At 41.8% G+C, this 16,308-nt stretch carries 14 protein-coding genes and 1 pseudogene; 2 read left to right on the plus strand and 13 right to left on the minus strand.

Features of this window, described 5'->3' with window-relative positions; all coding sequences use genetic code 11:
- The coding region (locus tag ABWO12_RS10240; RefSeq protein ID WP_353088796.1) for an OmpA family protein at positions 1-1,410 on the plus strand (1,410 nt) is incomplete at its 5' end.
- Positions 1,411-1,445: 35 nt separating this feature from the next.
- Here the strand turns inward: ABWO12_RS10240 and ABWO12_RS10245 are convergent.
- From ABWO12_RS10245 to ABWO12_RS10260, 4 genes are all read right to left on the minus strand, one after another.
- Positions 1,446-3,848 carry an alpha-ketoacid dehydrogenase subunit alpha/beta gene (locus ABWO12_RS10245; protein ID WP_353088798.1) on the minus strand — a complete coding sequence of 801 codons (2,403 nt, stop codon included), beginning with the start codon at positions 3,846-3,848 and terminating at the stop codon, positions 1,446-1,448.
- A gap of 174 nt (positions 3,849-4,022) precedes the next feature.
- Complete coding sequence (locus ABWO12_RS10250; protein WP_353088799.1) at positions 4,023-6,836, minus strand: aminopeptidase; 2,814 nt, start codon at positions 6,834-6,836, stop codon at positions 4,023-4,025.
- A gap of 201 nt (positions 6,837-7,037) precedes the next feature.
- A complete protein-coding gene (locus tag ABWO12_RS10255) occupies positions 7,038-7,763 on the minus strand; it encodes an LOG family protein (protein ID WP_353088800.1) in 726 nt (241 codons plus the stop codon).
- Between the two features lie 208 nt (positions 7,764-7,971).
- Entirely contained in the window at positions 7,972-8,469 is a 498-nt protein-coding gene (locus ABWO12_RS10260; RefSeq protein ID WP_353088801.1) for a hypothetical protein, read from the minus strand.
- A 281-nt stretch (positions 8,470-8,750) separates the two neighbouring features.
- Here ABWO12_RS10260 and ABWO12_RS10265 point away from each other — a divergent pair, with 281 nt between their 5' ends.
- Entirely contained in the window at positions 8,751-9,146 is a 396-nt protein-coding gene (locus ABWO12_RS10265; protein ID WP_353088803.1) for a DUF1508 domain-containing protein, read from the plus strand.
- 4 nt (positions 9,147-9,150) lie between these two features.
- On the opposite strand, the gene ABWO12_RS10270 is transcribed toward ABWO12_RS10265, so the two are convergent.
- From ABWO12_RS10270 to ABWO12_RS10310, 9 genes and pseudogenes are all read right to left on the minus strand, one after another.
- Positions 9,151-10,281 (minus strand): chloride channel protein, encoded by a 1,131-nt coding sequence (locus tag ABWO12_RS10270; protein ID WP_353088804.1) that lies wholly within the window; start codon positions 10,279-10,281, stop codon positions 9,151-9,153.
- A gap of 187 nt (positions 10,282-10,468) precedes the next feature.
- Positions 10,469-10,873, minus strand: coding sequence for a hypothetical protein (locus ABWO12_RS10275; RefSeq protein ID WP_353088806.1), 405 nt, complete (start codon positions 10,871-10,873; stop codon positions 10,469-10,471).
- Positions 10,874-10,947: 74 nt separating this feature from the next.
- Positions 10,948-11,745 carry a DUF3667 domain-containing protein gene (locus tag ABWO12_RS10280; protein WP_353088808.1) on the minus strand — a complete coding sequence of 266 codons (798 nt, stop codon included), beginning with the start codon at positions 11,743-11,745 and terminating at the stop codon, positions 10,948-10,950.
- A gap of 178 nt (positions 11,746-11,923) precedes the next feature.
- The gene (locus ABWO12_RS10285) at positions 11,924-12,835 is read right to left on the minus strand and encodes an ABC transporter substrate-binding protein (RefSeq protein ID WP_353088810.1); all 912 of its coding nucleotides are present in this window, start codon (positions 12,833-12,835) and stop codon (positions 11,924-11,926) included.
- A gap of 149 nt (positions 12,836-12,984) precedes the next feature.
- Positions 12,985-13,356: a hypothetical protein gene (locus ABWO12_RS10290; RefSeq protein ID WP_353088812.1), complete on the minus strand. Its 372-nt coding sequence runs from the start codon at positions 13,354-13,356 to the stop codon at positions 12,985-12,987.
- A 157-nt stretch (positions 13,357-13,513) separates the two neighbouring features.
- The gene (locus ABWO12_RS10295; protein WP_353088814.1) at positions 13,514-14,443 is read right to left on the minus strand and encodes an alpha/beta fold hydrolase; all 930 of its coding nucleotides are present in this window, start codon (positions 14,441-14,443) and stop codon (positions 13,514-13,516) included.
- A 24-nt stretch (positions 14,444-14,467) separates the two neighbouring features.
- Positions 14,468-15,208, minus strand: a complete 741-nt coding sequence (locus tag ABWO12_RS10300; RefSeq protein ID WP_353088816.1) for an alpha/beta fold hydrolase — start codon at positions 15,206-15,208, stop codon at positions 14,468-14,470.
- 35 nt (positions 15,209-15,243) lie between these two features.
- Positions 15,244-15,627, minus strand: coding sequence for a nuclear transport factor 2 family protein (locus ABWO12_RS10305; RefSeq protein WP_353088818.1), 384 nt, complete (start codon positions 15,625-15,627; stop codon positions 15,244-15,246).
- A gap of 11 nt (positions 15,628-15,638) precedes the next feature.
- Positions 15,639-16,308, minus strand: a pseudogene (locus ABWO12_RS10310) (excinuclease ABC subunit UvrA); the annotation flags it as partial.

A 16,308-nucleotide genomic window follows, 5' to 3' on the forward strand; every position in this document is an offset into this window, starting at 1 on the left:
GATAAAGTGGTTTTTGCTTCCTTACGAAGTACGGAGCAACCCCTTTTTAGTTGGAACGACAAACCTTATTTGGATCTTTTTGAAGCGACTTTAAATGCACAAAATCAGTTGGAAAACATTCAACCCTTTCCAAAATCGATCAATACAAAGACGCACGAAAGTAATGCTGTCTTTTCCACGGATGGGAAAATTATGTATTTCAGTAGAACCAATAGTAAACGCGTCAAAGTTGGCGATGAAAAGTTTGCATCCGTGAAGTTATTCCGTGCCGAATGGCTAGACAACGATTGGAAAAACATCACGGAATTGCCTTTTTGTAGCGACACATTTTCTACCCAGCATCCTTATCTCTCACCAAATGGAACTCAACTTTACTTTTCGAGTGATCGTCCTGGTGGGAAAGGTTCTTTTGATTTGTATGTAGTTGAAGTCCGTCCCGATGGTACCGTTGGGGAACCTCAAAATTTGGGCGATGTTATCAATACCGAACATTTAGAGCAATTTCCATTTATCACTACGGACGGAACTTTATATTTTGCATCCAACGGTCATGAAGGTATGGGCGGTTTGGATTTGTTCATGACCAAAAAATACCAAGATAACTACGCCAAACCTCTGAACTTGGGTCAAACTATCAACAGTGGCTTAGACGATTTTGGTTTTGTGTTGAATGAAAAAACACAAGAAGGTTTCTTTTCATCCAACCGCAAAGGATATGACAATTTGTATAGCTTTAAGCGCAAGGATAACGAGCGTCGTTATTTGGTAGAAGGGGATGTTCGCGATAAAGTAACCAAACAATTACTGCCAGGAACTCAGGTAAGTTTGTATGATGAAAATGATGTTTTGGTTGGGCAAATGGTAGTGGGTTTGAATGCCGATTACTTTTTCAACACCAAGCCCAACAATACCTATCGTTTGGAGGCTATCCGAGACTTGTATATTCCCCACAGCGAACAATTTTCAACCAATGATGAAGGTAAGGCGCGGTATTCTATCGAATTGGAAGTTGAATCCTATGACGATGCCGAGGATATCGTTGTTACCAAAAACGACGGGTATGTCTATATCGAGTTGGAAAATATTTACTTTGATTTGAATAAATGGAATATCAAACCTGAAGCCGCAAAAATTCTCCATGTATTGGTGGGATTGTTGAAAAAATATCCGCGTATGGAAATTCAAATTGGAGCACATACCGACTCTCGAGCGTCAGAAACGTATAACTTGATGCTTTCCAATAACCGTGCTTCTTCTACGCTGGAGTATATCGTTAATCAAGGAATTGACCGTTCACGCCTGCGTCATAAAGGTTTTGGGGAAAGTACACCGCTAGTGAAATGCGGGGATAAATGTACCGAAGCAGAACATTCCATCAACCGGCGTTGTGAATTTAGGATCTTGAAATAAAAAAGAAAAATCGGCTTCAAGCCGATTATTTTATTTTAGAATAAAGCGGGATAACGCTTGGGATTGGCTTCGTGCATCATTGCATAGACTTTCTCGAAGATATCTTCCACCGAAGGTTTTGAAAAATAATCGCCGTCGGTGCCATAAGCGGGTCGGTGTGCTTTGGCGGTTAGAGTTTCAGGTGCACTATCCAAGTAGTGATACGCCTTTTGATCCTCTACAATTTGTTGTAAAATAAAAGCACTCGCTCCTCCAGGTACATCCTCATCAATCACCAAAAGGCGGTTGGTTTTGGCAACACTTTTTACAATATCATGCGCCACGTCAAATGGTAATAACGATTGAATGTCTATAATTTCAGCACTAATGCCTACTGCTTCTAATTCGTTGGCTGCCTGTTCTACCAAACGCAAAGTCGAACCGTAGGATACTAAGGTAATATCGGAGCCCTCTTTTATCGTTTCTACAACGCCTAACGGGGTTTTAAATTCACCTAAATTCGTTGGCATTTTTTCTTTTAAACGATAGCCGTTCAAACATTCAACCACCAATGCAGGTTCGTCTTTTTCCATTAATGCATTATAAAAACCAGCGGCTTTGGTCATGTTTCTTGGAACTAAAACATGGATGCCTCGCACCGCATTGATGATCATACCCATGGGAGATCCAGAATGCCAGATGCCTTCCAAACGGTGCCCCCGGGTACGAATTATTACAGGTGCTTTTTGGCGTCCTCGTGTACGGTATTGCAAGGTAGCCAAGTCGTCGCTCATAATTTGAATGGCATACAATAGGTAATCCAAATACTGAATTTCAGCTATGGGACGCAAGCCACGCATCGCCATACCAATTCCTTGACCCAATATGGTTGCTTCACGAATTCCAACATCGGCCACGCGTTGTTCTCCATATTTGAGTTGCATACCCTCCAATCCTTGGTTTACATCGCCAATATTTCCCGAATCTTCTCCAAAAATTAAGGTGTTGGGATATTTGGTAAATAACGCATCAAAGTTATCCCGCAACACCAAGCGTGCATCCACAAGTTCGGAGGTAGCCTCAAATTGTGGCGCTACTTCTTGAATGGTGGTGGTATTGTTTTCCGATTCAGAAAATAAATGGGAACTGTATTTGGGTTGGATTTTGGCTGTATACGATTGAATCCATTGGGCTAAAGTAGCTTGTCCTGACTCACCGATGAGTAAACGTACTACTTTTCGCGCTGTACTTAAAATATCTTTTCGAATAGGCTCTTTGATAGCTGCTAAATCGCTGCAGTATTTTTCGATAAAAACTTTTTGACTACTGCTATGGGCCAAATCATTCAAAAGCGAACATAATTCGTTTTGTTCGGCTTTGAAAGGAGCAATAAACGCATTCCAAGCTGCTTTTTTACCCTCTAAAACATCTTTTTTACAGGAAGAATCAAGGGTATCTAAGTCGGATTCAGTAGCGAGGTTGTTGTCGATTAACCATTGACGCATTTGCACCAAACAATCGTATTCTGCTTCCCATGCCAAACGGGTTTCGTCTTTGTAACGTTCGTGACTTCCCGAAGTCGAATGGCCTTGCGGTTGTGTCAGTTCACGAACATGGATTAACACTGGAACATGCGATTCGCGGGCGATAGTTGAAGCTTTTTGATACGTTTCTACGAGTGCAGGATAATCCCATCCCATGACGATGAAGATTTCAAAACCTTTTTGATTTTTATCCCGTTGGAAACCAGCCAATAAAGCCGAAATATTCTCTTTAGTAGTTTGATGACGGGCATGCACTGAAATGCCATATTCATCATCCCAAACACTCATAACCATGGGCACTTGAAGAACCCCTGCTGCATTCATCGTTTCAAAAAATAAACCTTCAGAGGTGGAGGCGTTTCCAATGGTTCCCCAAGCCACTTCGTTTCCTTCTTTGGAAAAAAGAAGGGCATCTATTCCCGATACATGACGGTATATTTTGGAGGCTTGCGCCAAACCCAATAAACGTGGCATCTGTCCCGCTGTGGGTGATATATCTGAACTTGAATTCTTTTGCGCTGTCAAATCGTTCCATTGTCCTTTTTCATCCAAGGAATGGGTTGCAAAATGCCCGCCCATTTGTCGACCAGCACTCATCGGATCATGTTGCAAATCGGTGTGCCCATACAAACCTGCAAAAAAATGTTCAATGGTAAGCGCACCAATAGCCATCATAAAGGTTTGATCGCGGTAATAGCCCGAACGGAAATCCCCGTTTTGAAAAGCTTTGGCCATCGCCAATTGCGGCACTTCTTTCCCATCGCCGAAAATTCCAAACTTTGCCTTACCGGTCAGTACTTCTTTGCGTCCCAAAAGACTGCATTCCCGACTGATGCGCGCAATCTTGTAATCGTTAAGAACTTCTGCTTTGAAATCTTCAAAACTGATGGCTGTGTTGGTTTGTGCTGTCGTCATAGCGTTCGAATAAACATCAAAAAACAAAGTTAGATAAAAAAAAGATTGGTTGGTACCGTTGTTTATAATTTAATTTTGAACAATCTCTAATTTAACCCCGATTTTTTACCAAATAATTTCATTTTAAACATAAAACACCGCAATTCGATGCGATAAATAAATAAAAAACAGCAATTAAAACCATTTCCGGGTAAAAAGTCCGACCAACGAACGCGGATCAATCGTAAACACAAAGCGAATCTGTTCGTGGTAGTTGGGTCGGCCAAAATCCCAACCCATACTGGAGTAGATAGGGAAATAGAATTCCAAATAATCGGTAATTAAATTAAAACGAATGCCCGAATCCATGCGGAATACCGCTTCTTGTCCTCGGTCTTTCAATACCCCAAAATCGGCATAAGCCTCAATCCAGTTCCAAATACTACCGCTTAAATTGGTACTTACTAGCCATTCATTGGCCAATTGGTTGGTAAAACGGGACTTAAAACCTCCCTCGGCAGTGATAAATTGTTGACGAAAGATACCTGTACTTTCCGAACGTCCTAAAAAGGGATAATCAAACAAGTAGTCGGTAGGACGTTCTAGAGCAAAACTAAAAAAGTCTTTGGTGTCGGTATTGCGCAAAAAGATTCCTCCAAAGAAGCGAATGTTGAGCTGTCGGTTGTTTTGAAACAAATGGCGGTAAACCATTTCGGCCGAGGTTTTGGAAAATTGGGAGGCGATTTGAAAATTGGCACTATACGAAAAGGTATGCGTTATGGTCATATCGGTATTGACATAGCGGAAATCAGCTACAGAATACCGATTCTCACCGGGGGTTTTCACAAACAAACTCGGTTCACGATTGACATACACATTGCGAAAATTAATAATCTGAATGTGGTTTTTTCGGTAGTCTTTTTCGCGAATACGCATTTGGATAAACGGCGTGAGTTTCTGGTAGGTCGCATCAGGGGCATACCGAAAATGACTGCCACCCACACCGTATTTTATGGAAAACAAATTGGAATTCCGTAAAAACTGGTTAAACGTTAGGTTGGCACTCCCCGAAAGCGATGACGAATTGGTCGAGTAGGAGGGAATCACATCAAAATTGATGGGTTTGTCCAAAACGGTTCGGTTGTTTAGACTTAATCCTAAAATCACCCCATCGTAGTAGTTAAATCCCATGACGGGCAAGTACATAATCTGGTTGTAGTTGGGGTCTTCCAAATCTTTCAAAAAACGAAACTTCAAGGGGCGGTTGCTGATGAAAAACGATTTTAACGATTTCCAATTGTTGCGTTGGTTGAACTCAGGAACGGTATTTTCATAATTCAAAACCAATTTATCGGCTTCTTTTCGGGGTAAGGTAAACACTTGATTTTGATTTTTCGGATCCAACCATGTTTTGAACACCACTTCTTTTTTCTTAATGCCGTAAATCGGAATCGGGACTTCAACCCCCGTTCGGTTTTTTAACTGAAAAGTGACACTGTCCTTTGATTTGGAAAGCAGATCTAGCTTGTAATCGATTATTTTTCTGGATTGAATAATGTAATCAAAAAACCATTGGATGTCTTTTTCTGTTTGTTGCGCTACGATTTGTTTAAAATCGGTAGTTGAGGTGGGTTGCACTAGGGCTTGTTTTAAAAATTTGTCCAAAGCTTGCCGCAGTTGATCTTTACCAATGTACTCTGAAAGGTAGCGAAAACTCAATCCTGCACGGTACTTAGATGCAATTTTCTCGTTAAATTTCAAGAGCTTATCCTTCGAATCGCCTAAGGGTTGGTCCAAATTCTTTCGCGCCATGAGCATGTAGAAATAGCTGTATTGTTCGTTGAAATCTAGGGAGAGCAAACGATACCCTTTTAACAGATTTATTTTCCCCAATGCACCCATCATTTTCATATCGGGATAATGCTCATCGATGTATTGCATCATGATGTAAATTTGAAGTGCATCAAAAAGCCAATTGTCGCGACGTGGATCGATTTGTAAGGTCGTTTTTAATCGATTGTAAACGTAGGTTTTAAGGAATTTGAGTTCAAACACAAAATCATCAGGAAATGGGCGTATAAAATTGGGTAACTGATTTAAACCGTAGAACGGATTTCTATCGTAATCGGCTTGTGTAATGGTGGTTTTAGGAAGGGGATTGTTGCCGAGAAATGTAGTAACGTAATTTTCAATTTTCTCAATTAAAATGGCTTTATGTACCGCATTGATTCGTTTTTCCTGCAAATTAGTGACGATACTGCCGCGTTCGTTATTAAAACTCTGGAAGTCGTTGCCACGGGTGAGGTATAGATGTACCTGGATTCTGTTTTTTCCTTCAAAGTGGTAGGCCGTATCGGTTTGCGTTTGCAACGTCAAGTCGCTGATCACCTGAAATCCTGCGGGACGAATGTGTAATTCCACATCCATCGGGGCATTGGTAGCATCGTCAATGTTTAAGTTGCTATACTTCAAAAAATCACCATTTTCCCAACGCGCAGGCGTGAGTATCCATTGGTCTAAAATGACTTCGTTGTCGGCATTAAATCCTATCCCCGTAAACCGTTGGTCGGGAAGTTTTAAATGGTAGGAAAGCGTCAAAGTAGTCTTTGCTTGGGGCGCCAAATGTTCCCGCAAAGGAATAGCAATCAAATCGGGGTGGTTGGGCAAACGCGACCAATCCAGCAGTGTTTTTTGATCATCGATAACCGAAAGGCCATGGGTAGCCCCGCGTTCTTTGGCCGAAGCTACGTGAAAACTGCGTACAAATTCATCGGCAAAACGTTCGGCCAAGGGTGTATTTCGGTCCGAATACGCATGAATCCAGTCATTGAGTACCAACACCGATAAGAAGGTTCCTGTTGTATTGTGATAAGTAAGCTCCTGATAGACATTCAAGGTTTGTTTTTCAGGCAGGTAATCCACGGTGAGTTTCATTTGGTGTTGCGCCAAAAGGGGAGCGGAAAATCCGAAGGATAAAAAGCCGAACCACCAAAAAAAAACTTTATTCATACGAGGCAATTTGGGAAAAACGAGTATCTTTTTTACGATGGGATACGCCAACAAACAAAGATATATAATTCGATGCAATACCCTGTAAAAGGTTGCTTTAATATCTGTTAACGCGTTAATTAGGTGCTTTATTTCTTTTCTAAATAAAAAAACGCCCACGATAACAGTTACACCGGGGCGTGAGAAGAATTTCGAATGGGATTAGAAATTCGGACTTAAATTGTATTTTTTGTAGAAGGCATCTAACGCTTCTACGACTTCATCTTCGTTGTCAACCACCTGAATCAACTTCATATCTTCTGGATTGGCATTGTGGTATTTTTCAATGATCACCGTTTTAATCCAATCCAAAAGTCCGGACCAAAATTCAGAACCCACCAAAATGATAGGGAATTTTCCGATTTTTTTCGTTTGAATCAAGGTCAACGCTTCGAAAAGTTCGTCCAACGTTCCAAATCCACCTGGCATCACTACAAAACCTTGTGAATATTTTACAAACATGACCTTGCGTACAAAGAAATAATCAAAGTTTAAGTTCTTATCTTTATCGATATACGGATTGAAATGCTGCTCAAACGGCAGTTCAATATTCAACCCTACTGAGGTACCACCTCCATGGTGCGCCCCTTTGTTACCCGCTTCCATAATTCCAGGTCCGCCACCGGTAATAACCCCGTAACCCGCTTTACTGATTTTGAAAGCAATACGCTCAGCAAGCTGGTAATATTTGTGATCTGGTTTGGTACGTGCAGATCCAAAAATAGAAACACAAGGCCCAATACGCGCCATAGTTTCATAGCCGTTTACAAATTCGGACATAATTTTAAAAATCGCCCAAGAATCGTTGGTGCGAACTTCGTTCCAGGTTTTTTGCTTCAATTTATCCTTGATACGTTCGTCATCGTTTTTATAATTTTCTAATGCCATAACACTTCTATTATTTTTTCTATTTTTTAGTAGTTATTTCCAGCTTTCGCCACTCGCTTCATTCCGGGCGTGCTCCAACAATGGGTCAACCTCCATGCCGGTAGGTAGGTCCAGACTAGAAAAGCGTGCTAAGATACAACATATTTTAAAAGCGAATCGATAAGATAAACATAAAAAAAGCCGGCTTTTAAACCGGCTTCCTTATCCTTTAATAGACTAAAATTTCATAAATTTTCTTTTGAATCTGATAATCATCAAGCGGATCATGCTCCGAAACTTGCTTCTGCAACGTACTGAAAATGTTTTGGAATTGTTCCAACTGATTCATGTACAATCCCTCATTGGCGGTAAAGTCCAATTGCCACCAGAGGAATTCCAACAAATCATTGGTACACCCAAACGTGTCCATAGTCGTAGAAATAGATTTAAAAATCTCCAGAAAATAATTCGCATCATTTTCCTCAAACGGATCTAAAACGATGAATAAGACGTAGCGATTCAAACTCTTGTAGTCACCAGCTTTCAAGTCTTTGATCAATTCGATGAAATAAGTGTTCTTGATTTTATCCCGATTTTGACTGAACATGTTGTACAAATGCACATTCATTTCAGGGAAAGGGATGTAATGTACAGGATCCATTTTCTCTAAGAAATCCTGAGCTTTCACAATGAAATTTTGGTTAATTTCAAAATCCTTGTAAGTCATATGCTATTAAATTGGGGCTTAATAATTCCAAAAATAAGAAAAATAATAAAATAGTTGAACACGAAATTCAACGTATTTTTCCTAAAAAATGCAAGTTTTTTCCCCTAGGTTTTTGGGAAAAACTCCATTTTAACGGAGGAAAAACACCTTTCGTCTTGTAATTTAATTCTTTGATGTTGGTTTCCTGTATTTTACGTTTTACCCTTCTTTGTGGTAACTTTTTTATAACTTTTTTTAAGGCGCTTCTCAACATTATATCCGTGTTTTATTTTTGAAAAAAAATGAAAAAAAATGTAATGGGTGCATTTGTTATCAGTAAACGCCTCAACGGTACTTATAAATTTATCTTCGCTTCCCGAAAAGGAAAAACCATTTTCACAAGTCTGTCCTGCAAGCAAAAAAGCGATTGTGAAGAAATGATCCAAGCCTTTCAAGCGCAATGGGAGCGATTTACGCTTACCCAAAGCAAAGCCTCAGGGGGTAAATTCTTTTTTCGACTCACCAAAGATGGCTTGGTATTAGCTACGAGTCGTAAATACACCACAGAACGACTTTTACAAAAAGGGATTGAAGAAATTGCGCGTTCCATTGCAAAAGCTGAGGTATTGGATTTTTCAGATCAAGAATTGATTTTCCCCGATGCAGCAATGGTATTTACCGAGGTGGAAACTAACTAAACGGTCATTCTGAATACACTGAATTTTTTCCTGAAATGCTATAGGCTAAGGCACAAGCTATTGCAGCCCCAGGGAGGACTTCGGGGCCAAAAAGTTCACCCGCCATGAAGATACATGCCAAGGGTGTATGTGTTGCACCTGCAAATACCGCTACCCAACCCATTGCGGCCCACAATCCAGGGGAATAAGGGAAAACTAACGTTAAAGTACTACCCATAGTAGCCCCCATGAAAAACAATGGGGTAACTTCCCCTCCTTTAAAACCTACGCCAAGAGCTAAAGCAGTTAGAGCCAGTTTCCAAAACGAATCTTCCCACGAAAGGGTTTTTAAAAATGCTTCTTCAATTACCGGTAATCCCAATCCTGTATAGCGATCAGTGTGTAGCAAATTGACTATTACCACAAAAAGTACTCCTCCCCAAAACAAACGAAGGGGCGGATAAGGAATCCATGTTAAGGCTATTTTTCGCACGACCATTTGCAGAAGTATAAAACTTCGGGCGAGGAGTCCAAACAACACCCCCGCCGCCAACAGCCAACCGATATAAGTTAAGGAAAATTCAGGGATTTGAGGTACATGAAATACGCCGTGAGAAATTCCCCAAGCGGTACAAACCCTATCGGATAAAAGTGCCGTTATACAAGCCGGCAGTAATGTTAGCGCGCGAAACGGTTGCTTCCTGTTCCATTCCAATGCAAAAACCAACCCCGCCCAAGGCGTTCCAAAAACAGCTCCAAATCCACCCGCTATCGCTGCGGTTAACGCCACACGATACTGTTTTTTTGAAAGGTTCAAAAAACGTACTACAGGACGTACCATCGCCGCTGCCATTTGCAACGCCGTGCCTTCCCGTCCGACAGAGGCTCCAAACAAATGGGCTACAAGCGTACTTCCCAAAACCATTGGTCCCATGCGTCTGGGAATAGGCGTTTGGGCATCTACCAGCGAGGTACGCACTAAGGTATTACCTCCATTGGCTTGTTTTCCCCAACGGTGGTAAAGATATCCCATTCCCCAACCCACAAGCGGCAACCCAAATAATAAATAGGAATGGCCCATTCGAATTTGTGTCACTTCCGCTAAAGCCCACAGAAAAAAAGCGGCGCTGCTTCCAATTGGGATACTTAACAACATACCGACTCCTATTCCAATCCCCTGGAATTGCAGCGTAGAAAAAAACGAATGAGTTGTTTTTTGGTTTGAGGACATCATTGAAATCGTAAGACTTACTGCGCAATAAAAGCAACCGTTGACGCTATTCCGAGTTAAAGCCTATGGACAAAAGTAAGGATTTCTATCCTCAGGAATACGAATTCAAATTTTAAGGAAAGGGCACCAAACTCCCACTGTAAATGCAATCGGCTTGATGTTGATCGCCAAAAATAAAACGAAAAGTACCTTGGGAAGTACTCGTTATATTAAAGGAGGGTGTGTAGCCTCGTAACATTTCTTGCTCTAATGCGGTTGGTTCGGCGGGTTGGGTGTATCCCATAATGATAAAAGAATCGGCGTCGATCCATTTTAGCGGATAGGTATGGGTTTGGTCAGCCAATTCCATCGTCACCGTATCTCCTTTTAGGTGCAGGCGAAAATGGGCAGGCCCTGTTTCAGCATAAGCGGCATCGAGTTGTACATTATAGGTACCGTCGGGAATCATCCCTGCTTTGGGCTCGGTATAGCTTGAGAATCCTAATAGTATACAACTAAGGAAAAATACACGAAGCATCAAAGCAACAGGTTTAGGTTAGTATGTTATAACGGAGCACATTCCATTTTAGTATCTCCATAAAGAAGTATACGCTACTTCATAGGTTTTACATACTCCAATGCGTCGGGTCCTAAAGACATGGCATATACAAACATCAACACGCCCACGACTATAATAATGAGTAGGTAACCTAGAAAAGTAATCCCCAATACTCCCAACACGCGAAGGAGGACTGCTTTTAGGGAGTGTTCATGATAATAGCCTTTAAAAAACCAGACCAACATAAGTGGAACAGCCAATAAGGCATATTGATTGAACGTAAAATACGCCCCTGAATCGTTTTGTAAAAAATACAAGGGAGGATAGAGAAAAACCAAACAGAGTAATGTGTAAAAACTCAATATATAGGCGTTCATAACAACATGCTCATAGTAGTTTTGCCCCCATTTTCGGAAACAGAGGTAAGTCGCGATGGCAAACAACGGGATATACACCAGCATAAGTAATGAATTGTAACTGGACGTAAAGTTCAAAAAATCATTCATCATCGGCGAATTCATCTTTTGCGCTGCAAAATGTTCCGCCATGACTTTTTGCATGTTGGTTACTTTGAAAGAGATGAATGTTGAGAAACCACTCAGTAAAAAGACAAGAAGTATGGGTTTGTAATGGCTTACCCGATCACCTTCAATAAATTCGCGCGCCGTTTTCCCAGGATTTCGGGCAATCTTTTTCAGGGAAAATAATAATCCTTTGTTGGTGTGTAAAAGGGTGTATTGAATTTCATCCCATAAATACTTTCGATCGATGCGTTTGAATTTTTTCTGACCGCAAGAACTGCAGAAATTCCCTTCAACGGTTAAGGCGCAGTGGGTACATTGTTCAGCCATTTGTGTTTTTTTGAGTTTAGGGTTGGTTTCCCAAAAATACTAAAATCGAGGAAATACCTTTTTAAATCCTTTTGTATTTTCACAAAAAAAAGAAGCTCATACGCCCAAGTGGCTCTATAAGCTTCTATATATGTACTATAACAAAGTGTAGTTGATTTAACTCCTTGACCTCAGGGAACTACGAAAGTAGCTCGTTGGTAAATAGCGTTTGGTTCAGTATCACCTCTTTTTCTAATTCATGGTTGACCAACCAATGTAGAAATGCATGAACCCGTGCAGGCTCCATGAACCCGTGTTGTCCGTTTTCGCCAAAATGAGGAGCAGTTACAGCTAAGGTTTGCGCTAGGTCGATATGGGTTCGATCCCGTTCTGAGACCACATTTTTTAAAATTGCCGTCGCTTCTTCGGGGTGGGTTTGGGCGAAAGCATACCCTTTTTGTATTGCAGCGATGCATTTTTTATACACTGCTTTGTTGGCATCGAGTTGTTCTTTCTTGGCAATAAGTACGGGCGAATAACCATACGGAATGCCATAAGCTTCAAGTTGAAAGGATTGTAGCGCTATCCCGCGTGTGGCCGCTTCAACGCCTTCCCAATTGTCAAAAATCCAGGTAGCATCAGCTTTTCCTTCCAATAAGGTATTCCAAATGCCTAATTTTTCGGGGTAACTTACGGTAAAATCCCCTTGCCCGCCGTCGTGGCGAACCAACTCTTGTACAATGGTATCTTCGTATCGGGCTTTGTAGGAAGCATACGTTTTGCCCACTAATTCGCGGGGACTATTGATCCCCGAGGAGGCCAAGGTAGTGATGCTGCTTAAATCGGATTGCAGTAATGCATATACGGCGATAGCGTCTACGCGGTTGGATTTGTTGTTTAAACTTATAACTGTTTCCAATGGGGCAAGGGCCAAGTCGGCAAGTCCTAACTCCAATTTTTTGCCCGGCGTGATTTGGTAATCATCATCTTGTGGGTTGAGGAAAGAGACCGTGAGTCCCAATTCGTGATAAAATTCTTTTTCTTGAGCGATGAAAAAGCCAAGGTGATTGACGTTGGGGGTCCAATCGAGTGCAATTTTTAAAGTTTCCATAAGGGGTAAAAACGTAATATTGTGGTTTGTACCCAAAGATAAATGGGAAAAAAACAGCAAGCGACGACTTTAACGATTGTTTAAAAATTGTGGGACAACTTCAGTGCTTTGCCAACGCTTTTTATAAAAAAAAATAAAATTGTAATCCGCTATTCTCGAACCAGTTGCGCCCATTCATAGAGTCCCAACACAATGACCCACAACGCCATAAATAAGGTAATCAAGGGATTGCGAACATGTTGCAGAAAAATTAGCAATAATAACGCCAATCCCGAAACAACTGATAAAGTACCAGTGATGAGACGGATAACAGTATTGGGAGGGATACTTCGAATGTCGGCATAGCCACTATAGCCCAACAGTAAGCCGTAAAGTACCAAAAGGCCATTGGCCATTAGGGTAAATTGATCACGGAAAATTCCCAACGACCACATGCTAATGAATCCGCCAATACCAGCGATGGCCAGCATAAATTTGGTAAGTATCCAGAACAAATGGGTTTGTAAAAAGAAGTGCTTCATGGCTCGCAATACGATCGCTCAAATAGGTTGTTATCATAACCTTGTTGCAAAAATAGACTTTTTGAATGAAAATTAAAAAAATCGTACATAAGGACTTTAATTCCTCAAGAATACATTTCAAAATAGCGTACGCAAGGTCTTAAACGTAAGCGAATTCTCAACCTTTTGGTAACAAATCCATTGTGTCAAAAAATAAAGCTTGTTGATCGATAAATACGGCATGTCCACAACGCTCCCAGCTTTTGAAATGCCCTTGGGGAAGCAATGCTTCTAGGGTTTGCCGCTGGGTTTTGGGGTACAAACGGTCGTCTTCGCCATACAATCCGAAAACGGGGACTTTTTTTTGAAGTACTTGTCGGATTAAGTCGTACATTTTCATTTGGGTGTAGGCATCATTTCGATGAAATCCCAACGGAGCTTGTTCGGTCATGGCATTGCCCCAGCGTTTGTAGTCGGGATGATCAACTAAGGAGGTATAGCGTTGTTGGGCTTCCGGAGTAGGGTTGGGTGTGGCATAAAAGCCGTTGCGTAGGGCATGCATGAAACAATAGGAGGCAAATAGCATCGAATGCGGGTCCATTTCCTGTAAAAGACCTAAATACTTTAGGTTGACCAAATCTTCTTTGGCTTCATAGATGATTTTGCACTGCGTAATGATGTGTTGAAATGATTCCTGTAAATCAAGAGGTGCACTGATAAGAACCACCGAACTCACCATTTCGGGATGCGTACGGGCGAATTTAAGCGCGAGAATTCCTCCGAAGCTATGGCCTAACAAATGCGCTTTAGTGACCTTATACTGTTCGAGTACACTTTGCATGTCGGCGGCGGCTTCGGCCAAGGAGAATTCGGCATTGGGATCGGTACTGCGTCCTTCACCACGGCGGTCATAAACAATAACATAGTACCCTTGTTCGGCTAGTAGGGGTGCTGTGGAGATTTCAAAACTCGTACAATTGTACCCAGGACCGCCATGTAAAAAAAGCAAGGCCGGGTGCTGCGGATTCCCAAAGGCTTTGGTGTAGAGGGTTTGGGCCACAAGTTTTGGAGCTAGACACAATAATAGTAAGAGTAAGCGAATCATCATGCTATTTAATAATCAAATAAATAACTAAGATAAGAATTGTTGTAAAAAATCACCCCCTTTTTCAATCACCTCCTCCGGTACTTCTTTATGCGCATTGTGTTGCACCCCCGGAATTAGCCATGCTTGGGCTGGCCCTGAACAGCGCGCAACTATCGTTTCGACTTGTTTGGGTGTACCAAATTCATCGTCTTCGCCTTGAATGATGAGGGCGGGACAGGTGATTTGGGGTAAAAAGTCAGTGATGTCCCAATCCCGAAACATAGGCGCTAACCAAGTTTCAGTCCACGCTTTTACCATGGAATCGGTATTTACTCCGTGGTATTTGGCTAATCGCTGGGGCAAGTTGGTGGTGTAGTAGGCTGCTTGTGCGGCGCGAATGCCATCTAAGGTAACTTCCTCCACAAACACATGCGCCCCCTCCGTGATGATGGCTTGGATGCGTTCGGGGTATAGGGCAGCCGCTAACAAGGCAATCGAACCCCCGTCGCTGTGCCCAAAAAGCAGGGCTTTCTCGATCTTATGTTCGACTAAAACTTGGTTTAACACAGTCGCTTCCTGTTCCAAGTAATGCTTGTCCCGCACCGGATTTGCAAACGGTCCCGATTTTCCATAACCCAAACGGTCGTACACCAAATAATTGCATTGGGTTGCTGCCGCCAAACGCTCTGGAAAATCCCGCCATAATTCGATACACCCCAACGAATCGTGCAAAAATACTAGGGTGGGACGGTTGGGGAACGAGGAGTGGATTTGGAGGTTCAGCAAATTTTGAATTATGAATTTTAAATGATGAATTAGGTTTATTTGATAAAAGTCACAGCAACAATCTTCCCCTCTTTGACTTCATAAATCGCGACGCCTCCGAAAGTGGTTGCATTGTATTGCACGGATTCTTCATCAATCACAAATGCCCCGCGGACGATACGTTTGATAACGGTACAATGCAAGGTTTGGGCGCTGTTGAAGAACAGGGCATATTGTTCTTGCATTTTGGCTTTGCCTTCCACCTCGAGGGTATTGGGGTAGGTATAAATCTTTACATCTTCACTGAAACAGTCCATAAAAGCCTTAATGTCTTTTTGGTTGTAGGCTTCCAGTTGCTTTTGTGCCATTTGTTCGGGAGTGGGCGTTTGTGCAAATGCTGCAGCACATGTACATAGGAGAAGGACAATTATTTTTTTCATAAATTTTAAGTTTATAATTCTTTGGCTAAAAAACGTGCAGTATGACTTTTTTTGTTTTTACTCACTTCTTCAGGGGTGCCGACACACAAGATTTGTCCACCGCCTTTCCCGCCTTCGGGTCCGACGTCGATGATATGATCGGCCAATTTGATAACATCCAAATTGTGTTCGATGATCAACACGGTATTGCCTTTGTCGACCAGCTTTTGAATGACTTCCATCAACACGCGTATGTCCTCAAAATGCAAGCCCGTAGTGGGTTCATCCAAAATGTAAAATGTATTCCCGGTATCTTTTTTAGACAATTCGGTGGCCAATTTGATGCGTTGCGCTTCGCCGCCTGAAAGGGTTGTACTTTGTTGCCCTAAAGTGATATAGCCCAAACCTACGTCTTGTATCGTTTTGATTTTTCGGTAGATTTTCGGAATGTTTTCAAAGAAATCAACCGCTTCATCGACCGTCATATTCAATACATCGGATATGGATTTTCCTTTGTAGCGAATTTCAAGGGTTTCCCGATTAAAGCGTTTGCCTTGACAGGTTTCACATTCGACATAGACATCGGGTAAAAAACTCATCTCGATCGTACGTACCCCCGAACCTTCACAGGTTTCACAACGACCGCCGGATACGTTGAAACTGAAACGGCCTGCTTTGTAGCCACGAATCATGGCTTCTGGA

The organism is Flavobacterium sp., assembly GCF_040379285.1.
Classification (GTDB): domain Bacteria; phylum Bacteroidota; class Bacteroidia; order Flavobacteriales; family Flavobacteriaceae; genus Flavobacterium.